Origin of the sequence: Mobilicoccus sp., from assembly GCF_032060985.1 — a bacterium.
Lineage (GTDB): Bacteria > Actinomycetota > Actinomycetes > Actinomycetales > Dermatophilaceae > Mobilicoccus.
On record NZ_DAMBGD010000013.1, the window covers coordinates 65,113 to 84,760 of the forward strand.

Annotated in this window: 19 protein-coding genes; 12 read left to right on the forward strand and 7 right to left on the reverse strand. The window is 72.2% G+C overall.

All coding sequences use genetic code 11. The annotated features are described in order from the left end of the window. The first annotated feature begins 152 nt into the window (after positions 1-152). The 3 genes from RT054_RS11105 to RT054_RS11115 all read left to right on the forward strand — a co-directional run bounded on the left by RT054_RS11105 (position 153) and on the right by RT054_RS11115 (position 3,707). Positions 153-2,018, forward strand: a complete 1,866-nt coding sequence (locus RT054_RS11105) for a DUF294 nucleotidyltransferase-like domain-containing protein (RefSeq protein WP_313023626.1) — start codon at positions 153-155, stop codon at positions 2,016-2,018. A 24-nt stretch (positions 2,019-2,042) separates the two neighbouring features. Continuing rightward, positions 2,043-2,723, forward strand: coding sequence for an exonuclease domain-containing protein (locus RT054_RS11110; protein WP_313023628.1), 681 nt, complete (start codon positions 2,043-2,045; stop codon positions 2,721-2,723). 153 nt (positions 2,724-2,876) lie between these two features. Then, on the forward strand, positions 2,877-3,707 hold the full coding sequence (locus RT054_RS11115; RefSeq protein ID WP_313023653.1) for a class II glutamine amidotransferase: 831 nt from the start codon (positions 2,877-2,879) through the stop codon (positions 3,705-3,707). Between the two features lie 78 nt (positions 3,708-3,785). Here the strand turns inward: RT054_RS11115 and RT054_RS11120 are convergent, their stop codons facing one another. Next, on the reverse strand, positions 3,786-4,160 hold the full coding sequence (locus tag RT054_RS11120; protein ID WP_313023630.1) for an ArsC/Spx/MgsR family protein: 375 nt from the start codon (positions 4,158-4,160) through the stop codon (positions 3,786-3,788). 131 nt (positions 4,161-4,291) lie between these two features. Here RT054_RS11120 and RT054_RS11125 point away from each other — a divergent pair, with 131 nt between their 5' ends. Then, entirely contained in the window at positions 4,292-4,960 is a 669-nt protein-coding gene (locus RT054_RS11125; protein WP_313023631.1) for a DUF305 domain-containing protein, read from the forward strand. 154 nt (positions 4,961-5,114) lie between these two features. On the opposite strand, the gene RT054_RS11130 is transcribed toward RT054_RS11125, so the two are convergent. Further along, on the reverse strand, positions 5,115-6,410 hold the full coding sequence (locus RT054_RS11130) for an acetyl-CoA hydrolase/transferase C-terminal domain-containing protein (protein ID WP_313023632.1): 1,296 nt from the start codon (positions 6,408-6,410) through the stop codon (positions 5,115-5,117). 250 nt (positions 6,411-6,660) lie between these two features. On the opposite strand from RT054_RS11130, the gene RT054_RS11135 reads away from it, so the two are divergent. The 7 genes from RT054_RS11135 (at position 6,661) to RT054_RS11165 (ending at position 13,480) form a co-directional block, all read left to right on the forward strand. Further along, on the forward strand, positions 6,661-7,122 hold the full coding sequence (locus RT054_RS11135) for an SRPBCC family protein (RefSeq protein WP_312720874.1): 462 nt from the start codon (positions 6,661-6,663) through the stop codon (positions 7,120-7,122). Between the two features lie 118 nt (positions 7,123-7,240). After that, positions 7,241-8,053, forward strand: coding sequence for a bifunctional hydroxymethylpyrimidine kinase/phosphomethylpyrimidine kinase (thiD, locus tag RT054_RS11140; protein WP_312720872.1), 813 nt, complete (start codon positions 7,241-7,243; stop codon positions 8,051-8,053). Next, entirely contained in the window at positions 8,050-8,475 is a 426-nt protein-coding gene (locus RT054_RS11145) for a YchJ family metal-binding protein (RefSeq protein WP_312720870.1), read from the forward strand. Before thiD ends, RT054_RS11145 begins: the two co-directional genes overlap by 4 nt. A gap of 164 nt (positions 8,476-8,639) precedes the next feature. Beyond that, positions 8,640-10,259, forward strand: coding sequence for a M20/M25/M40 family metallo-hydrolase (locus RT054_RS11150; protein WP_313023634.1), 1,620 nt, complete (start codon positions 8,640-8,642; stop codon positions 10,257-10,259). Between the two features lie 96 nt (positions 10,260-10,355). Beyond that, positions 10,356-11,027: a hypothetical protein gene (locus RT054_RS11155; RefSeq protein ID WP_312720867.1), complete on the forward strand. Its 672-nt coding sequence runs from the start codon at positions 10,356-10,358 to the stop codon at positions 11,025-11,027. Positions 11,028-11,375: 348 nt separating this feature from the next. After that, on the forward strand, positions 11,376-12,101 hold the full coding sequence (locus RT054_RS11160) for a DNA-3-methyladenine glycosylase I (protein WP_312720866.1): 726 nt from the start codon (positions 11,376-11,378) through the stop codon (positions 12,099-12,101). A gap of 287 nt (positions 12,102-12,388) precedes the next feature. Beyond that, positions 12,389-13,480 carry a hypothetical protein gene (locus tag RT054_RS11165; protein WP_312720865.1) on the forward strand — a complete coding sequence of 364 codons (1,092 nt, stop codon included), beginning with the start codon at positions 12,389-12,391 and terminating at the stop codon, positions 13,478-13,480. 116 nt (positions 13,481-13,596) lie between these two features. On the opposite strand, the gene RT054_RS11170 is transcribed toward RT054_RS11165, so the two are convergent. The 3 genes from RT054_RS11170 to RT054_RS11180 form a co-directional block, all read right to left on the reverse strand. After that, positions 13,597-14,424, reverse strand: coding sequence for a hypothetical protein (locus RT054_RS11170; RefSeq protein WP_312720864.1), 828 nt, complete (start codon positions 14,422-14,424; stop codon positions 13,597-13,599). A gap of 195 nt (positions 14,425-14,619) precedes the next feature. Next, on the reverse strand, positions 14,620-15,522 hold the full coding sequence (locus RT054_RS11175) for a D-hexose-6-phosphate mutarotase (protein ID WP_312720862.1): 903 nt from the start codon (positions 15,520-15,522) through the stop codon (positions 14,620-14,622). 48 nt (positions 15,523-15,570) lie between these two features. Then, positions 15,571-16,971 (reverse strand): cytochrome P450, encoded by a 1,401-nt coding sequence (locus RT054_RS11180; RefSeq protein ID WP_312720860.1) that lies wholly within the window; start codon positions 16,969-16,971, stop codon positions 15,571-15,573. Between the two features lie 320 nt (positions 16,972-17,291). Between RT054_RS11180 and RT054_RS11185 the strand changes: the two genes are divergently transcribed. Next, on the forward strand, positions 17,292-18,062 hold the full coding sequence (locus RT054_RS11185; RefSeq protein WP_312720858.1) for an arginine deiminase family protein: 771 nt from the start codon (positions 17,292-17,294) through the stop codon (positions 18,060-18,062). A gap of 61 nt (positions 18,063-18,123) precedes the next feature. Here RT054_RS11185 and RT054_RS11190 read toward each other — a convergent pair whose 3' ends face one another. Together RT054_RS11190 and RT054_RS11195 are read right to left on the reverse strand one after the other, a co-directional pair. Further along, on the reverse strand, positions 18,124-18,903 hold the full coding sequence (locus tag RT054_RS11190; protein WP_312720857.1) for an inositol monophosphatase family protein: 780 nt from the start codon (positions 18,901-18,903) through the stop codon (positions 18,124-18,126). 76 nt (positions 18,904-18,979) lie between these two features. Then, complete coding sequence (locus RT054_RS11195; RefSeq protein ID WP_312720855.1) at positions 18,980-19,555, reverse strand: TIGR00730 family Rossman fold protein; 576 nt, start codon at positions 19,553-19,555, stop codon at positions 18,980-18,982. Positions 19,556-19,648 lie beyond the last annotated feature (93 nt).

The following is a 19,648-nucleotide window of genomic DNA, read 5'->3' on the forward strand; positions in this document are numbered from 1 at the left end:
TTCGCGGTGCGGCCCCGACCCCCGGGACGCCCCACCGGCACACCCACCCTCGACGGCGGGTGTCCGCTCGTCGCCGGGGAATCACCACTGGGCGACGGGGGGCGCGGCACCTCCCGTCGTGGGGCTGGGAGGCGTGCCAGGGTGTCGCCATCATGGAACCGGAACTCGCCGAGGTCAGAGACTTCTTCGCCGCCCACGAGCCGTTCTCCCAACTGCCGGCGGCGGTGCTCGACGCCCTGCCCGCGCGGTGCACCATGCGATATCACCGGCGCGGCACCACCGTCCTCGACCCCGACGGCGCCGTCGAGGCGCTCTACGTCGTCCGCTCGGGCGCGGTCGACGTGTACGACCGCGTCGGCGGTCTCGTCGAACGGGTCGACGTGGGCGGCAGTGTCGGCGTCACCGGCTTGCTCGAGGCCCCGCCGTACGGATTCCTCGTCACCGCGGTCGAGGACACCCTCATGCTCGCGGTGCCGCGGGCCGCGTTCGAGGAGCTCCTCGATCACGGCCCGGTGGCCTCGTACTTCCTTCTCCAGCAGGCTCACCGCCTCCGCGCCGCCGTCGAGACGGTGAGCGTGGCCGACCACGGCGGCGCCGTGCTCCGCACCAAGGTCTCCGACATGGTGAGCGGGCGGATCATCACCGTCGACCCCCGCCGCACGGTGCAGGAGGCCGCCGCCCTCATGCGCGAGGAGAACATCTCCTCCCTCCTCGTCCTCGACGACGAGGGTCATCTCGCCGGCATCCTCACCGACTCCGACCTGCGCGCCCGCGTCGTCGCGACGGCGCTGCCGGTCACGAGCACCGTCGCCGAGGTGATGACCCCCGAGCCCCTCACGCTGCCCTCCGACGCCCTCGCGTTCGAGGCGTTGCTCGAGATGCTCGGGCGGGACATCCACCACCTGCCCGTCATCGACCCCGACGGCCGCCCCCTCGGCCTCGTGACGAACACCGATCTCGTGCGCCTCGAACGCTCCTCGCCGCTGTACCTCGTGCAGGACGTCGGCCGTCAGCGCACGACCGCGGGACTCGCGAACGTCGCGGCGCGGATCCCGTCCATCGTCGACCTTCTCGTCACCCAGGACGCCTCCGCGGGGGACATCTCCCGGGTGATCTCGGCGCTCGCCGATGCGATCCACCGCCGCCTCATCGCCCTCGCGGAGGCGCAGTTCGGTCCGGCGCCCGCCCCCTACTGCTGGGTGGTGCTCGGCTCGCAGGCCCGGTACGAGTCCGGGCTGGGCGGCGACCAGGACACGGCGATCATCCTCGAGGACTCGGTGACGCCCGAGCAGGCCGACTGGTTCGCGGACTTCGCCGGGTTCGTCACCGACGGCCTCGTCGAGTGCGGGTTCCCGCGCTGTCCTGGCGATGTCATGGCGACGAATCCCCGGTGGCGGCAGACGGAGTCGGCGTGGCGTGGCATCTTCGCCGAATGGCTGGACCGGCCGACGCCGGACGCCCTCATCGGGGCCGCGATCTTCTTCGACATGCGTCCGCTCACGGGTGATCCGGAGTTGTGCGAACGCCTGCGCCGCTACGTCCTCTCCCGCACCCCCGAGGCGCGGCCGTTCCTCGCCCATCTCACCAAGCAGGCGGTCGCCCACCAGCCGCCCATCGGGCTGTTCCGGGGGCTCGTCGTCGAGAAGTCCGGACCCGAGAAGAGCACCCTGGACATCAAGCACCGCGGCGTCGGGCCCGTCTGCGAGATCGCCCGGGTCCTGGCCCTGTCGATCGGGAGTCCCGCGGTGGACACCCGCAGCCGACTGCAGGCCGCGAGCGCCGCCGGTGCGATGGGGTCGTCGGCCGCCGAGGACCTCCTCGACGCGTTCGAGTTCATCTCCTACGTGCGCCTGCGGCACCAGGCGCAGCGCGTCCGCGAGGGGGCGCCCCCGGACAACAACGTCGCCCCCGACACCCTCGGTCACTTCGAGAAGCGGACGCTCAAGGATGCGTTCGGCGTCGTCCGCTCCGCGCAGGGCGTCCTCGGGGGTCGACAGCCCCTCGGGTACATGTCATGAGGAATCCGTCGTGAGGAACCCGCCGTGATCCTCGGGAGGGAGCGACGCCGGCGGGAGCGGGCGCGCAGGGCGGCGGGGGAGGACACCCCGCTCGTCCGGTTCCTCGACGTGCCCGCACCGCGACGCTCCACCCGGCTCGCGGACGTGCCCTTCCTCGCGATCGACCTCGAGACGACCGGGCTGGACCCCAGGACCGACCGCATCCTCTCGGTGGGATTCGTCCCTGTCGACGGCGATGTGATCCGCCTCGGCGGCGCCCGTCAGCTCATCGTCCGCGCCGACGGGGAGGTCGGCCAGAGCGCGACGGTGCACGGCCTCACCGACGACGTCCTCGCCGCGGGTCTCGATCTCGAGGACGTCCTCACGCAGGTGCTCGACGCCCTCGCCGGCCGCGTGCTGCTCGCGCACTACGCCGTCATCGAGGAGGAGTTCCTCTCGGCCGCGTGTCGGCGCGTCTTCTCCGCGCCGCTGCCGGTCCGGATCGTCGACACCCTCGACCTCCAGCGCCGCCTCGCGGCCGGACCCTACGACCACCCCCGAGCCGGCACCCTTCGGCTTGGGCAGGCGCGCCGGTACCACGGCCTGCCGACCTATCGCGCGCACGCGGCGCTCACCGACGCCCTCGCGTGCGCCGAGCTGTACCTCGCCCAACGGGTGGCCTTCTCGGATCGTGGGACGACCACGCTCAAGGGGGTCCTCAGGTAGGACCCTGTCCGATACGGATTTCCTGTCGGGGGCAGGTATTCGCACCGGGGTGCTCGGCTGGGCGCAACCGCTGCCGATTGTGCTTCCAGTCCTGCCACGACGACGTGGGCCACCCTGACCCGCCTCGTCACTCGCCCGAAAGCCGTGTCCGCCATGTGCCGTCTGCTCGCGTTCGCCTCCACGTCAGCCTCGACCTTCTCCGATGTCCTCGGGATCGAGGAGGCCGCCGCCTTCCAGCACCTCGCCCGCGTGCACGACGACGGTTGGGGCGCGATGTGGACGACGCAGGACGGTGGGCTGGAGCGGCGACGCCGCACCGGTGGTGGGATGCGCGACGCGGCGCTGACGAACACGCTCAAGGGGGTCCGTTCCCGCGCGGCCGTCGCCCACCTCCGCCTCGCCACCGGCGGGCTGCCGGTGAGGTCGGTGAACACCCACCCCTTTCGGGCGATGACGCGCCTCGGCCCGGTCGGCCTCGCCCACAACGGATCGATCATGCCGATCGCCGATCTCCGCGCCCTCGTCTCGCCGGCGTTCCTCCGCGACTGTGCGGGCACCACCGACAGCGAGCTCTACTTCGCCCTCGTCCGCGAACGCATCGCGGAGGGTGCGGGACTCGCGGAAGCGGTCGCCGACACGATCACGACGATCCGCGCGCACTTCCCCGTGGCCGGGCTCAACGCGATGGTCCTCGGTGTCGACCAACTCGTCGTCGTGCGCGCGAGCACCCACGCCGCCGTGCCCACCGCCCACTTCGCCGAACGCGGACTCGACGACGCGAGCCTGCCGCCCGCCCACGACGAGGCGTACTACGACCTGCGCGTGCGGCGTACTCCCGACGGAGGTCTCGCGTTCGCCTCGAGTGGCCTCGACACCACGGGGTGGGAGGACGTCCCGCTGGACTCGCTCACCGTCGTCGACCTCGTGTCCATGCGGATGAGCACCCACGCCCTGGCCACGGCGGACGCGCCCGCCCGCGTCTGAGACGGTCGGGCGGACCGCCTCCCGCGGCGCGGACGGCGCGGACGGCCCGGACGGCCTCCGGTGGTCCGAGCGACGCGATCACTCGGCGGGCTTGGTCCCGTGTTCCTCGATGAACGGTCCGACCCGGTCGAACGGGCGCCCGATGATCGCGACGTCCTCGGCGATGAGGACGGGCCGTTGCATGAGCCGGGGGTTGTCGGCGAGGACCGCCGCGACCTTCTCCGGGGAGTCGACGTCGCTCTCGGCGAGGTCGAGCTGTTCGAACGTCGCGTCACGGCGCACGAGGTCGCCGGGTGAGTCCTCGAGGATCTCGAGGAGGTCGAGCACCGCGCGCTCGCTCAGCGGTGAGTCGAGATAGCGGACGACGTCGACCTCGGCCCCGGCCGCCTCGATCGCCTCGAGGGCCTTGCGGGAGGTCGAACAGCGGGGGTTGTGCAGGATCGCGAGGGTCATGCCCACTCCCTACCGGCCGGGCGCGGGCGGGTCAACACCTTTCGCCCTCCGGGGGGCGCCTCCGGTGGAGGGGGAAGAGCGGGTGCGGTTGACTGGGGGCACGTCCAGACGACCTAGAAGGAATGATCGCCATGACGATTCGTCGCCGCCACCTCGCCGCCGTTCTCGCCGCCGGACTGCTCCTCACCGGGTGCGGCCAGGGGGGAGAGGGCACGACCGCCGACCCGGCCGCGACGACCCCGGCCGCCTCGCCCGCGACGACGGCTGCCGTCACCACGTCCCCGGAGCCCACGACCCCCGCCACGGAGTCCCCCACGGTCACGGCGCCCCCGACCTCCGCCGGCCCCGAGCACGACCAGCAGGACGTGTCGTTCGCGTCGATGATGGTGCCGCATCACCAGCAGGCCGTCGAGATGTCCGACATCGTGCTCGGCAAGCAGGGCGTCGACCCGCAGGTGACGCAACTCGCCCAGCAGATCCGCAGCGCGCAGGCCCCCGAGATCGACGCGATGAACTCATGGCTGCAGGGGTGGGGTGTCACCCCGCCGCCCATGGACCACTCGGGTCACATGGACGGGATGCTCGACGAGAAGCAGATGGATGCGCTGCGACAGGCCGACGGGCCCGAGGCCGGTCGCCTGTTCCTCGAGGGCATGATCGAGCACCACCAGGGCGCGGTCGACATGGCGCGTGCCGAGCTCGAGAAGGGTCAGAACCCGCAGGCCAAGGCGCTGGCGGAGCAGATCATCGCCTCCCAGGAGGCCGAGATCGCTCAGATGCGTTCGATGCTCGGGCAGTGACCGGCGCTCGCCACCGCCGCGCACACGCGTGAGAAGGCGCCGGACCGGCCGCCTCGGGGGAGTCCTGAGGCGACCGGTTCGGCCGCGGAGATGCCGTGCGACCTCGCGCCGGCCGCGGGCTGTGGAGCCCCGCGGCTCGTGCGCGGGCTCGCGCTCAGAGCAGCCGGAGCTTGCCCGCCTCCTCGGTGAGCTGGTCGCGGAAGTCGGGGTGGGCGATGCCGATGAGCGCCTTCGCGCGGGCGTGGGCGCTCTTGCCGCGCAGCCGGGCGACGCCGAACTCCGTGACGACGTAGTCGATGTCGTTCTTGCTCGTCGAGACGTGGGTGCCCGGCGTGAGCGTCGGCACGATGCGGGTGATCGTGTCTCCCTTGGCCGTCGAGGGCAGGACGATGAACGCCTTGCCGTCTCGGGAACGGTTGGAGGCGCGCACGAAGTCGCTCTGCCCGCCCGTGCCCGAATACGGCTTCGTGCCGAGGGATTCGGAGCCGCACTGGCCGATGAGGTCGATCTGCATCGTGCCGTTGATCGAGTGGAGTCGATCGACGAGACCGGCCCGACAGGGGTCGTTCGTCACGTCGACGGGGTGCATCTCCAGGGCCGGGTTGCGGTCCATGAAGTCGTAGAGGCGCCGAGAGCCCAACGCGAACGTCGCGAGCATCCGCCCCCGGTCGACGTTCTTCTCGAGGTTGGTCACGGCTCCCGCCTCGACGAGGGAGAGGATGCCGTCGCCGATCATCTCGGTGTGGATGCCGAGGTCGCGCTTCTCGAGGAGCTGCATGACGACGGCGTCGGGGATGCCGCCGTACCCGATCTGAAGGGTCGCCCCGTTCGGGATGAGGTCGGCGACGTGCCCGGCGATCGCCTTCTGCACCGGCCCGATCTCGGGCAGCCCGACCTCGAGGAGGGGCCGTTCGTCCTCGACGATCGCGTCGACCCGGTCGATGTGGATGTGGCAGTGGCCGAAGGCGTACGGGACGTTCGGGTTGACCTCGAGGATCACCGTGCGCGCCTTCTCGAGGGCCGCCATCGTGTAGTCCGGGGCGAGACCGAGGGAGAAGTAGCCGTGGGCGTCCATCGGTGAGGCCATGGCGACGACGACGTCGGCGGGCAGCAGCCCCTCACGGAACAGCGCCGGCATCTCGCTGAAGTAGGAGGGGTAGAAGTCGACCCACCCCGCCTGGGCGCCGGCGCGGGTGGGGCCGCCGACGAAGTAGGCACAGTGGCGCACGTGCTCGACGGTCTCGGGGTCGAGGTACCCGTAGGGGCGCAGCGGGAGGATCTGGCTCACCGTCACGCCACGGAACTCGGTGCGGCGCTCGGAGAGGGCCTCGAGGATCGTCGGCGGCTCGCCCACCCCGGTCGGGACGACGACGTGTGAGCCGTCCTCGATGAGCCCGACGGCCTCACCGGCCTCGCGGCGTTTGGCGGCGTACTGATCCTGCGCGGTCATCCTCTGCCTCCTGGAACGACGTCGTTCTCGTCGGCTCCGACCCTAGACGCCGGGCGACCCTGCAGCGGGGACATGCGCGTGGGCGTGAGCAACGCCGCGTCGTCCGTCGTCGCCGGTGGACGCGGCCCGGCATCCCGTTGCGGGTGGCGGTGCGCACAGCCCTCGCCACGGGGCGTCGTGAGCGGGTGCCCGACCCGAGGGGGAGGCCGAGATGGTGACGGTCTCCTCCCTCCTGACTAGCGTGGTCCTCATGACCTCCCCGACCCCCATCGACGCCGGACCCACGTGCGTCTCCCGACAGATCGTCGTCGACGCCACCCCCGAGGAGGTCTTCGACCTCCTCGCCAACCCGCACCGGCATCACGAGATCGACGGGAGCGGAACCGTCAAGCCGCAGGTCATCGGGCCTCGGCGGCTGGAGTACGGCGACCGGTTCCGGGTGTCGATGGCGATGAAGGGCATCCCGTACGCGATCACGAGCACGGTCACCCGCATCGAGCCCGGCCGCATCGTCGAGTGGCGCCACCCCGGGGGCCACCGGTGGCGCTGGGAGTTCGAGCCCGCCGAGGACGGTCGCACCCGCGTCACCGAGACCTTCGACTTCGGCGACTCCCCGAGCCTGCTCATGAAGCTCGTCAAGGCCCCCGAGCGCAACGCCGAGGGCATCGAGGCGTCCCTGCGGAAACTCCAGCGGTACTTCGCCGGGAGCTGACGCCGGCCCGTCGCGTCGTCGGCGCCGGCACCGCCCACACGGGCCCGGCGCCGTGCGTCGCCCACGCGTTCCTCGCACCCACGTGCGCGGCGGTGGGGGCAGGGCGCAGGATGGGCCCATGTCCGACACGCACCTGCCCCCGCCCCCCATCGCGCTCACCATCGCCGGCTCCGAGGCGACCGGTGGTGCGGGCGCCCAGGCCGACCTCAAGACGTTCCAGGCCAGAGGCGTCTTCGGCATCGCCGCGCTCACATGCATCGTCGCGTTCGACCCCAAGAGCGACTGGGGCCACCGGTTCACCCCGGTCGACCCGCAGGTCATCGCCGACCAGCTCGAGGCGGAGTTCGCCTGTTACGACCTGCAGACGGTGAAGATCGGCATGCTCGGCACGCCCGCGACGATCGACGTCGTCGCGCAGGCCCTCACCGAGTACCGGCCGGAGCGGCTGCTGCTCGACCCCGTGCTCATCTGCAAGGGGCAGGAGCCCGGCGCCGCGCTCGACACCGACACCGCGCTCACGGAGAAGATCCTGCCGCTCGCGACGTACGTGACGCCCAACCATTTCGAGGCGATGTCCCTCGCAGGCATGGACGCGATCGACACCGTCGAGGACCTCGAGACCGCCGCCCGCCGCATCCACGAGGCCTGCGGAGCCGCCGTGCTCGCGAAGGGCGGCGTGCGCCTGGCCGGTGAGGACGCCGTCGACGTCTACCACGATGGCACGACGACGGAGATCCTCTCCGCGCCCAAGATCGGCGAGGTCGCGGTGAGCGGGGCGGGATGCTCCCTCGCGGCCGCGATCACCGCCGAACTCGCCAAGGGTCTCGATCCGCTCGCCGCCGCGCGAGCCGCGAAGGCGTTCGTCACCGAGGGCATCAAGGCCCGCGTCGCCTCGAACGCGCCGTTCGACGCGGTGTGGCAGGGGGCGTGAGCGGCGCGTTCGGCGCGATCTCGCGACCGACGCGGCGGGAGTGCCCGTGCGGCGGGTATCCGAGTGCCGGCGCGACGTACGGCGACTGCTGCGGCCGCCTCCACGAGGGGGTGGCCGCAGCGAGCGCCGAGGCCCTCATGCGCTCGCGGTACGCGGCGTTCGCCCTCGGCGACGTCGCCTACCTGCTGCGGTCGTGGCATGCGCGCACCCGGCCGGCATCACTGACTCTCGACGCCGACGACACGTGGACGGGCCTCGAGGTCCTCGACACGACCGCAGGGGGCCCGGCCGACGACGAGGGCACCGTCACCTACCGTGCCTGCCGCCAGGACGCCTCCGGAGCAACCCACACGATGCGCGAGACGGCCCGCTTCATCCGCCGCGCCGGCCGCTGGGTCTACCTCGACGGAGACGTGGGCTGAGCCGTTCGGGAACGAGGCCCACCGCGGCGGCCGCTCGTCGTGCGTGTCGAGCCGCTCGCCGCAGAAGGGCTGCCGCTCAACGAGGTTCGACGCCATCTCGTGTTGTCCGAGTCACATCGCCGTGAGCGGATGGGGCCTTCCGACGAGACGAACGGAGTGGCGACGTGACTCACGAACTCCACCCAGATCCTCACGATTCCCACGGCCGTCCGCACGCGCCCCACGGCGACCGGCAGGCTCGCCGGGCGTTGGGTCGGCGCGGATTCCTGCTCGGGACGGCCGGTGCCGTGGGTGCCACGGCCCTGGCGGCGCCCACCCTCGCCCGGGCGGGTGTCGTGCCGGCGACCGCCGCGGCGGCAGGCGAGGCCCCTGCCGCGCGAGCTGCCATCCCGACGGCGGATCTCGACTCCCTCGACCTGTTGACACGGATGCTCGCGTTCGACACCCAGAACCACGGCAAGGGCGGACGTACCCGCGAACACGCGGACATGCTCAAGGCAGTGTGGGATCGTGCCGGTGTCACGACGGAGATCATCCCCACGCCGGTCCCCGACAACGTCCACCTCATCGCGCGGATCAGGGGCACGAACCCTGCGAACAAGCCGATCCTCGTCCTCGGTCACAGCGATGTGGTGCCGGTCGAGAGGAAGAACTGGTCCGTCGACCCGTTCGCGGGCACCGTCAAGGGCGGCGAGATCTACGGGCGCGGTGCGCTCGACATGAAGGGGGCGAACGCGGCGTTCATCTCCGCGCTGTTGCGTCATCTCTCCGAGGGTCACACCTTCGACCGCGACATCATCGTGCTCACCGACGCCGACGAGGAGGCCGGCGACTACGGGTCCTCCTGGCTCGCCGAGAACCACTGGGACAAGATCGACGCCGGCGCGGTCCTCACCGAGGGAGGCTGGTTCCTCGCCCAGCGTGACGGGACGACGCCGATGCTCGTCACCGTCACGCGTCAGGACAAGGTGTACTTCAACCTGGACCTGACCTCGACCGGAACGGCGACGCACTCCTCCAAGCCGATGCCCGACTCGGCCATCGTGGCGCTCTCACGGGCGGTCTCGGAGCTCGGCTCCTACCAGGCCCCGGTCCGGCTGACTCCGGTGACGCGGGCGTACTACTCGGCGCTCGCCAAGGCCACCGACGACCGCCGGTTCGCCCGCGCGATCGGCATGCTGCTCGACGCGTCGGACCAGCGCACCCGCGAGCGGGCGGCACGACTCGTCATCGCGCGGTCCACCTACCCCTACCTGCACTCGGCCCTGCTGCGGACCACCGCCGCGTACGTCATCGAGGAGGCGGGATACAAGGAGAACGTCATCCCCTCGGAGGCCACGTGCCGGGTCAACTGCCGCGCCGTGCCGGGTGGGCAGAAGCCGCGTGAGTTCCTCGCGACGGTGCGCACGATCCTGCGGGACAGGGACGTCGAGGTCACGCTCGTCACCCCGCCCGGGGTGAGCGAGGAGGAACAGCTCGCGACCCTCGACGCGACATGGGCCACACCGGCCGCGGGTATCGACAACCCGCTCTTCGGGGCCATCAGCGCCTCGGCGCGCGCCACCTACCCCGGCGCGGTGTTCACCCCGGCGTTGTTCGAGGCGGGCACCTCGCTCAAGCCGTGGCGCGCGAAGGGGATCCCCGGCTACGGGGTCTACCCCTACGTCATCACCAACGATCAGCTCATCGGCATGCACGGCAACGACGAACGAATCTGGGTCGACGCACTCGCCACCGGTACGGAGTTCATGTACCGGGTGTTCGACCGGTTCCGATCCCGCTGAGCCCCCGGGGAGAGCCCGGCCGATGTCGACCGGGTGGGACGACGCTGTTGGACGGGCGTCCTAGACTGCGCGCGTCGGCGATCTGGGGGAGGACGGATGAGCGCGGAACAGGCGGGGCACCAGCGGGGGGCGGCGATGGCCGAGCGGATCCGGGACGCCCTCGAGGACGCCTTCGAGAAGGAGGTGCGTGACGGCCTCAGGGACGGACGAACCCTGCCCGGCGACCGGCTGCACGACTACCTCACGGGCGTCGCGGACCGCCACGAGCCACGCGTGCGGCTGCTCTTCGAGTTGCTCGCGGACGGGACGTTCGATCACGCCGCCTTCACCGAGGTTCCGGCGACGTGCTTCTTCCTCGCCGATTGCGCCCGATACGAGGTGGCGCTCGCCGACTGGGTGCCCGTGCTCGGGCCCTCCCGCCCGTACCTGGCGACGGTGGCGGGCGGTGACGCCGCGGGCCCGGGGGGCGGCGGCTCGGCGCTCGAGCTGTGGAGCGCGGGCGACCTGCTCTGGCGGGCGGACCGCGCCCAGGCCGAGGCCTCCCGGGACTATCTGGCGCTCCTGCTCGACCGGGCGGTCGGGCTGTGGCGCGCCCGCCTCGACCCCCGCGACCTCCTCGTGCTCGCCGTCGACGAGCGGCGGGGACGGGGAGCGCATCGGGTCGCGGTCGAGTCCGGTCGTCTCGCCGCGGAGCAGGTGCTCGACGGTGACCCCGTCCCGCTCCACCGCCCCCTCGTCCCCCGCCCGAGGATCGGCGCCGGGGGGTGAGGTGAACGGTGAGCGGCACGTCCGGGTGGACGTCGACCCGATCGCCGGGCCGGGGGGCGGCCTGAGCCGGGCGGGGAGCCGTGAGCCGTGAGCCGTGAGCCGTGAGCCGTGAGCCGTGAGCCGTGAGGCGAACGGCGTGGAGCCGGGCGGGTGGCTCGTCGAGGTGAGGGTCGGAGGAGCCGAGTCTCCGTCCAGTCGCGTCACATGCCCTCGGGCCTCGTCCACACCACGGTGAGTCCGGTCGACTCGTCCACAGGTGACCGCGCGGCAGCCACGGGCGTGGGCGGTCGGCGACACAGTGGCGGAACCGGTGCCCATCCGGGGCGCCCCGCTCCGAGGAGCCCCGCCGTGCTCGTGCGTCTCTCGACCCCTGACCCGCCCACGGCGGGCCCACGCACTCCACCCCGCCGCGCCCGCGCCTCGCGCCGGGTGTCGGTCGGCACCGCCGATGCGGAGGTCAGGCCGCCTCGTGCCGGCCCCACCGGTGGTCCGTCGGCCGGGCCCGAGTTCATGGAGACGGTGGTCGGGCCGGACGGGATCCGCAGACCGGCCTGGGCGAGCCGTGGCGACCTCGTGCGCACGTACTTCGACACGGAATGGGGCAGGCCCGTGCGCACCGAATCGGGTCTGCTCGAACTCGTCGTCCTCCTCACGTTCGCGGGTGGGCTCACCTGGGCCGGAGTCCTCCGTCGCCGTGAGGGGCTGCGGGAGGCCTTCGCCGGGTACGACGCCGACGTCGTGGCCGCCTACGACGACACGGTCGTCCAGTCCCTGTGTCACGACGCCCGTCTCATTCGCAATGGACACAAGATCCGCGCGGCGGTCGACAACGCGCGAGCCACGCGTGACCTTCGCGCCTCCGGGGGTCTGCCCGGTCTCGTGTGGGCGACGGTCGAGGGCGAACCGCCCGTGCCGGCAATGAGACTCACGGCGATCCCGAGATTCGACGCACGGTCGACGACGCTGGCCGCCGCCCTGCGCGAGGCCGGTTTCGTCCGGATCGGTCCGGTCAGCGCGCAGGCGTTGCTCCTCGCGAGCGGAGCCCTGCCGGTGCGTCGGAACGAGGCCGGCTGAGGTCGACCCCCGAATCGTCGATAGGAAGGGGGACAGGAGGAAGGCACGACGGCAAGGACGGTAGCGGATGCGCTGGTCGACGTGAGAGAATCGGTCGAGTGTCCGGCTCGATCCGGACGGGTCTCGGGGGAGACGATCCGCAGCCGAACGCGTCGATGGCCCACGCATCCCGCCTCAGGGGCGCGAGGGACGACGCCGAAGGCTGCCGCAAGGTGAGACGTGAGGCCACAGTGAAGACTGCTGGGGGTGGGCGAGGACTGATCGCCGCCATCATCGGTGTCGTCGGAGTGAGCGTTCCCGCGGTCGCGTCGGCCGCGCCGGCCGCCCCGGAGGTGACCACCGCGACCACCGCGACCACCGTGACGGCCGCGCCGTCGGCGAGCGTCGCCGTCACCGACACCCGGGTACTCGTGCGCGGGTCGGCCTCCGGCGGAGCACGCGAGGTCCGCCTCGAGCGCCTCGTCGGCCGCACCTGGCGCACGATCGACACCGCCGTCGCCTCCGCGGACGGCTCGTTCGCGCTGACCCTGCCCACCGGCACGCCCGGTGTGAGTCGCTACCGGGTCCACGCGCCCGCGAGCGGCACCGACGGGGCCGGCACGAGTCGTGCCTTCACCGTCGGCGTCGGTGACGGCGATCCCCGCGCCGTCTCCTACCTCACCACCCCCGCGGTCCGGTGGGATCCGTGCACGCCGATCGGCTACCGCGTCAACCTCTCCGGTGCCCCCGACGGCGCACTCGACGACGTGCGTCGCGCCGTGTCGCAGGTCTCCGTCGCCACCGGCGTGAATTTCCGCTACCTCGGGACGACGACGGTCGTCCCCGGCTCCACCTCCACCGACGTGCCCGACGCCTACCCCGCCGACACACGACTCGTCGTCGCCTACACGACGCCCGCGAAATCGAAGTACTTCGGGCGGGGGACGGACCTTCTCGGCGTCGGCGGCGTCTTCTACGACCTCACGCCGGTCAAGGTCGGCCGCAGTTCGTGGCACCGCGCCCTCCAGGGGTACGTCGTCCTCGACTCGGGACGCGACCTGCCCGGGGGGTTCGGCGCGGGCTCTCCCGAGGGACTGCTCGGCACCTGGGGTCAGGTGCTCCTGCACGAACTCGGCCACTCCGTCGGCCTCGACCACCCGCCGACCGCCGACAAGGCCCAGATCATGTACCCCGAGACGACGTACAAGCAGGCCCGGTGGGGCGCCGGAGACCTCGTCGGTCTTCGTCGTCTCGGCGCCGCCTCCGGGTGTTTCCCCGCGGCCAAGGACGCCCAGGGCTCCGCCGCCCGCAACCGGGTGGACCCGTCCCTGGCGCTCCCCGCTCACCCCAGCGGTACCGTCGCCCGCACCCGCGTCACCGAGAAGCCACGCGGTCGCTGACCGTCGTCTCTCCCGGAATCCGCCCCCGCCGCGCGCACGACGTGTCGGATGGCGTGCGGTTCGCCGAGTCATGACGACGCGGCCCTGCCACCTCGAGCGGATGCCGTCGATCGATCTCAGGACGTCGGCGGCAGTGCCCCCTGGGCAGCGGGCTCGGCCTGGTCGTCACGCAGCAGCGAGAGGGCCCCGGCGAGGCTGAGGACGAGGCCGAGGACGACGGCCCACCACATGCCCCGGCGAGGGAACTCGTGCATGAGTAGCAGGCCGAAGGCGGCCGGCACGATCGTGCTCGTCACGTAGTTCGCACCCAGGACGCCGACGGCGTGCGAGGCCGCGAGCCCGCGGGTGAGGTGCACCTGGCCGAGCACCAGGCCGCCGACGAGGAGGAACCCGGCGGCCCACAACGTCCACGGCCACTCCCAGAACCGCCAGATGTCCGGACCGACCTGCGCGACGACGAGCCGTGCGGAGATCGCGCTGATCGCGAACCCCAGGCCGGAGAGCACCCCGCAGACCCCCGGGTGCAGGCGCACCCCGACGGCGAGGAGGCAGACCAGGACCCCCGCGCCGAGCGCGGTGACGTGGATCGGGGCGATGGGGTCGGCCGGACCGGGCACCGTCGTCGCCGCGAGCAGCGCGATCCCGGCGACGACGACGCCGATCGCGAGAGCGTCCCTGCCCTTGAGGGCCCGGGTTCCGGCGAGGTGGTGGATGATCGCGGTGATCGCGAGCCCCCCGACGACCGCGGCCTGGACGATGAGCAGCGGCAGGTGGCTGCGGGCGAGGAACGTGAAGACGAATCCGGCGCCCTGCAGCGCCGTTCCCATCCACCACGCCGGTGACTTCAGCGGGTGTCCCTCGCTCTGGGCGCCGTCGGAGAGGCGCGCCCCTCCCCAGCCGTAGGCGAGGACCCCGAGGACGAGGGCGACGACGCTGAGGATCATGCGTGCGGGTGAAGGGGTGACGGGCGCACGGGGGCTCCTCGGGTGACGCGGCGGACGGGTCGTGCGGGGCTCAACCTACCGCCACCGCGCCGGACACCCCTCACCGCCGACGGGTCCACGGGGTCGACGGGGGACAGGGTGGCCGAGGGCTGCGGGCGAACCCGTGCACCGGCCGCGGCGACGACCGTCGACGTGTCAGTCCTCCCGCACCGAGATCGTCGCGGTCATCGTGTGGGACTCCCCGGCGTCGAGCGACACGCGGCCGGCGAGGGCGTTCGCGGTCTCGACACAGAGCATCGTGCGCCATTCCTCGTCGCCGAGGTCCTCGAGTTCGGCCGCCTTGCGCTCCCACGGGTTCCACACGACGGTGCTGTTCGAACCCGCCTTGGCGACGACGAGGCGGCGGTCGCCGTCGACGACCGTGACGGTCTCGCTCGAGGCGTAGACCCGGTCGGTCTCGCGGAGCAGGGTGACGTCACCCGACTGCGCGTTGACGGCCCTCCCGCCGGGGGCCCGGTCGGCGTAGCGCGCGCCGTCGAGGCCCTCGAGGCGGACGGTCGTCACGTCGGAGACCCGCAGGTAGGTGTGCAACGCCTCCTCGAGCTCGAACGGCTCCGAGGGCGAGGTGATCGTCAGCGCCATGCGCAGCTGCGCGCCCATCGTCACGGTGTACGTCGCGGTGAGGTCGGCGGGCACGCCGGTGACTCCGGGCACGTCGGCGATCCGGGTCAACGGCGGCAGCTCAAGGACGACGGTGACGTCGTCGTCGTCGCGCCTGGCCTCGGTGAGGGACCAGCGGACGGTGCGGAAGAACCCGTGCCGGGGACTACGGTCCTTCGTCCGGCCGGTCGCGAACCACGGCGCACACAGCGGCACGCCGCCACGGATGGCCACCCCCTCCCCGTAGCGCGACCGGTCGCTGAGGAACAGGACCTCGTCGGCACCGGCGGGTGCCCACCGGGTCACGCAGGCGCCGTCGAGATGGATCTCCCCGCGCCCGGCGGGGGTGTCGACGACGAGGCTCGGGGCGTCCCCGTCGTGCCGGGTGAGGCCGTCGGGCAGGGCGGAGTCGCGGGTGCTCATGTCTCCATCGTCCATGTCGGGCAGGCTCCCGTCACTCTTCGTGGGATCGAAACGCCGTGCAGGTCAGGCGTTCCCGTGATGGTCGCTGGGTGCGACAGCGTCGGACGCGTCCGCGGCCGCGGGCGTCCCGGAGTCGGCGCTGAGGAACATGTCGCTCACCTCGTACCCGGCGATGAGGTCGAGCCATCCGAGCCGGGGTCCCTCCGCGAGGGCGACGGGAAGGGCGAGCAGGCGGGTGAGGAGGGTGTCGGTCTCGGCGATGGCGAGGGAGTTGCCGGGGCAGCGGTGGGCACCGTCTCCGAACGACATGCCCTCCGGACGCACACCGGCCCCCGGCTCGCGCCCCGGACAGAGCCCGAGGGGGTCGTCGCCGACGTGCTCGGGGTCGGTGTTGGCGCTGCTGATCGACAGGTCGAGCACCGCCCCCACGGGCACGATGTGCGTCGTCTCGCCGTCGACGAGGGTGAGGGGCGCGACGGCGCGACGGTAGAGGTGGCCGACGACGGGCTCGAGTCGGAGGACCTCGTGGAGCAGCGCGTACCGTTCCTCGACATCACCAGCGAGGTAGCGACGGCGCAGGTCGGCGTCGCCGAGGAGGTGCCACGCGACGACGCACAGGTACTCCCTCGTCGTCACCATGCCGGCGGCGCCGTAGGTGACGCACTCGGTCGTGATCTCGGCGTTGCTGTACCCCTGCTCGACGAGGTGGGAGATGACGTCCTCCTGCGGATTCGCCCGGCGGGCCCGGATGGCCGGTCGGACGTCCCGCGCGTAGAACAGCCCGACCGCGCCCGCCGACCGCAGCGACATGGCCGCCCCGACGAGGGCGGCGAACCGACCCACGAGACCGCCACGCGGCCGCTCCTCGGCGTCGTCGGAGGTACCGGCCATGTCGGACCCGGTCGCGTCATCGCCGTCCACGCGTGATCGGGGCGGCTGCCACGGGATGCCGAAGAGCCGTTCGAGGCGCCGCGCCATCCCGTCGGTGTCGGACTCGGTGAGCCCGATGACCGCGGCGGCGACGGCGACCGAGTACTCCAGCGCGATCGCCGAGAGCTCGACACGGCGTCCGGCCTCGAGCTCGCGTCGCACGTGGGCGATGATCGCGTCGGCTCGCTCGGTCATGAGATCCCCGTATCGGCGGTTGACGGTGGCCGGAGCGAAGTACCGGGCGATCATGCTCCGCTGCCGCCGGTGCTCGGGGCCGTCCATGAAGAGGATGGGGTCGCGCATCGCGCGTCGTCCCCCTCGCGGGTTGCCCGCGCCGTCACGCACGAGGTCGACGTTGAACCCGGCCTGCACGGTCGTCGTCGTCGACCGCAGGACCTCCTTGACCAGGGGGAGCGAGCGGACGTGCCAGACCCCTTCGATCACCTCGACCGCCGGTGCGTCGGGAAGGCCGACCTCACCGGGTCGTGCCGTCTTGCGTCGGGAGTGCCCCTGGTGTGGGCAGGACGTGGGCATGGGGGTCCTCTCGTGCATGTGCGGGTCGGCCGGTGGGTCGGTCCCGAGGAACGTCCGCTCCCGAACGGTCGCAGGGGCGACGCGTGGTTCGCGTCGCCCCTGCGATGGACCTGGGCCTGTGACCGCTCCGGGTGCCTGGACGGTGGGTGGTGGAGCCCCCGCCACCACTCCCTTCGGCAGGTCACTCGCCCGTCCGAGTCATTCGGGACGATCGCCCGTCATTGTTTGGGCATCGATCGGGTCAAGGGCTGGTCAAGTCACCACGAGATGCCGGGAGGGGCCGATGCGGACGCCCGTCGTGGTCGTGCCAGGCTTGACCCATGGTCGGCAGACGCGTGCTCATGCGCCCGCCGGAGCCCGGTCTGGGAGAGGCCGTCGTCTCGCTCATCGACCGGGAGCCGGTCGTGCTGGACCGCGCCGTCGCCCAGTGGGAGAGCCTGCGGGCGATCCTCGAGCGGGCCGGGTGGGAGGTCGTCGTCGTGCCCCCCGGTGACGCCGACCAGCCTTGTCCCGATGGGGCGTTCGTCGGCGACGCCGTGCGTTCGGTCCGGGGACGGGTGTTCCTCGCACGCTCCTCGGTGGAGTCCCGACGCCCTGAGCGGGTGGCGCTTCGGCGCACCCTCGCCTCCCAGCACGTCCGAGCCGTTTCCATCCGGCGCCCGGGCACCCTCGAGGGCGGTGACCTCGTCCTCGTCGAGGACACCCTGTACGTCGGCGTCGGGTCCAGGACCAACCGCGCCGGGTACGCGCAGGTGGTGCGGCGCCTCGCAGGGTCGGGTCTGCGGATCGTGCCGGTACCGCTGCACAAGTCGGTCCAGCTGGACTCCGGCGTGAGCGCCCTGCCGTGCGGCACGGTGCTCGGTCATCCACCGCTCGTCGACGACCCCTCGGTGTTCGCCGAGTTCGTCCCCGTGCCGGACCGCACCGGCGCGCAGGTGTTCGCGCTCGGCGACGGACGCGTGCTCGTCTCGGCGTCGGCACCCGGCTCGGCCGAGACCATCGCGTCGCTCGGCTACGAACCCGTCCCCGTCGACATCGGGGAGTTCGAGAAGCGTGAGGGCACGATCCCCTGCCTCCTCGCACCGTTCTGAGTTCGGCGCGGATCCCGGCGCCGGGTGACGGGGTTCGGCGAGACCTCGACGGGGGAGGGCGTCACCCGCGGTAGAGGTGGGCGACCTCCGGGGCGATGCGGTCCCAGGCCTCCTGCGAGGAGGCGGCGAGCAGGCCGATGCGTCCGCGGTCGGCACCGACGTCGTAGGGGGTGCCGTCGAGATGGGCGACGACCCCGCCGAGTTCGCGGACCATGAGCGAACCGGGGCAGTGGTCCCACGGCAGCCCTCGCGTGTAGAGCAGACCGTGGACGCGCCCTTCGAGGAGCCAGGGGTAGTCGATGCCGCAGCTCCACGCCGTGGGGCCGAGATCGAGGGAGCCGTGGGTGCCCTCGAGGCGCGGACTGGAGGTGACGACCGTGAGGTGGTGCGGCGTCGTCGTCGGCGGGAGGGCTCGCCCGTCGCGCTCGACACCCGCGCCTCGCTCCGCGATGTAGAACGCCTCGTGCGCGGGGTGCAGGATCCATGCCCGCACGACCTCGCCGTGGTGCAGCTCGGAGAGCATGACCGCGAAGTCGGGAGACCCGTGGACGAAGTTCTTGGTGCCGTCGACGGGGTCGACCGTGAACGCCCGCTCCGCGTGCGGGAGCCGACCGGGGAGGCCGGCGTCGAGGGCGGTGGCCTCCTCGCCGACGACGAGCAGCTCCGGGTCGTCCTTCAACAGCGCCGCGGTGATGAGCCTCTCGGCCTCCTGGTCGGCCACGGTGACGAGGTCCCCGGGGTTCTTCTCCATCACCTGGTCGGCGTCGAGTGACCGGAACCGGGGGGTGATGACGTGATCGGCGACCTCGCGCATGAGGTCGGCTACGGCGTCCGTGTTCACGGCTCCACCGTCTCACACCCCTGCGGGGCGTCCGCCGCCCGGACGTCGTCCACGGCCCCGGGCCGGGGACCGGCCGCTACGTGCGGTCCTGCCACTTGGGGGTGGTCGCGGGAACGTAGTGCTCCATCGCGTCGAGGAGTGCGTGGGGATCGGAGTCCATCGCGTACAGCCCCAGGTGCGGGGCTCGGACGAACTCCTGGGAGACGCAGTGCCCGAAGAACGCGCCGAGTCGCTGGTAGTAACCGAGGGTGTCGAGGAACCCGATCGGTTTGGTGATGAGCCCGAGCTGGTTCCACGTGAGGATCTCGACGACCTCCTCGAGGGTTCCGAAGCCCCCCGGCATCGCGACGAACCCGTCGGAGATCTCGGCCATCGCCGCCTTGCGGCCGTGCATCGAGGGGGTGACGCGGAGATCGGTGAGCCCGTCGTGCGCGACCTCGGCCGCCACGAGGTGTTCGGGGATGATGCCGATGACCTCGCCGCCCTCGCCGAGGGCCGCGTCGGCGACGGCGCCCATGAGGCCGACCGAGGCGCCGCCGTACACGAGCGTCATGCCGCGGCGGGCGATCTCGGCCCCGAGGGTCGACGCCGCCTCCAGGTAGCGGGCGTCACTGCCCGAACTGGACCCGCAGAACACACAGACACTGCGCATGTCAGCCAGGGTAGTGCCACCGACCACGGCCGTCGGGTCCCGGTGGTCCCTGAACCGCGGCGACCGTCGGCCGCACGGTCTCGGAAACCACCG

Excerpts from the sequence above, each read along its gene's own strand:
- RT054_RS11115 (WP_313023653.1), top strand. The coding sequence starts at position 2,877 with ATGTGCCGTCTGCTCGCGTTCGCCTCCACGTCAGCCTCGACCTTCTCC.
- RT054_RS11130 (WP_313023632.1), bottom strand. The coding sequence starts at position 6,410 with ATGACCGCGCAGGATCAGTACGCCGCCAAACGCCGCGAGGCCGGTGAG.
- RT054_RS11175 (WP_312720862.1), bottom strand. The coding sequence starts at position 15,522 with ATGGACGATGGAGACATGAGCACCCGCGACTCCGCCCTGCCCGACGGC.
- RT054_RS11180 (WP_312720860.1), bottom strand. The coding sequence starts at position 16,971 with ATGCCCACGTCCTGCCCACACCAGGGGCACTCCCGACGCAAGACGGCA.
- RT054_RS11105 (WP_313023626.1), top strand. The coding sequence starts at position 153 with ATGGAACCGGAACTCGCCGAGGTCAGAGACTTCTTCGCCGCCCACGAG.
- RT054_RS11120 (WP_313023630.1), bottom strand. The coding sequence starts at position 4,160 with ATGACCCTCGCGATCCTGCACAACCCCCGCTGTTCGACCTCCCGCAAG.
- RT054_RS11125 (WP_313023631.1), top strand. The coding sequence starts at position 4,292 with ATGACGATTCGTCGCCGCCACCTCGCCGCCGTTCTCGCCGCCGGACTG.
- RT054_RS11155 (WP_312720867.1), top strand. The coding sequence starts at position 10,356 with ATGAGCGCGGAACAGGCGGGGCACCAGCGGGGGGCGGCGATGGCCGAG.
- RT054_RS11195 (WP_312720855.1), bottom strand. The coding sequence starts at position 19,555 with ATGCGCAGTGTCTGTGTGTTCTGCGGGTCCAGTTCGGGCAGTGACGCC.
- RT054_RS11135 (WP_312720874.1), top strand. The coding sequence starts at position 6,661 with ATGACCTCCCCGACCCCCATCGACGCCGGACCCACGTGCGTCTCCCGA.
- RT054_RS11170 (WP_312720864.1), bottom strand. The coding sequence starts at position 14,424 with ATGATCCTCAGCGTCGTCGCCCTCGTCCTCGGGGTCCTCGCCTACGGC.
- RT054_RS11185 (WP_312720858.1), top strand. The coding sequence starts at position 17,292 with ATGGTCGGCAGACGCGTGCTCATGCGCCCGCCGGAGCCCGGTCTGGGA.
- thiD (WP_312720872.1), top strand. The coding sequence starts at position 7,241 with ATGTCCGACACGCACCTGCCCCCGCCCCCCATCGCGCTCACCATCGCC.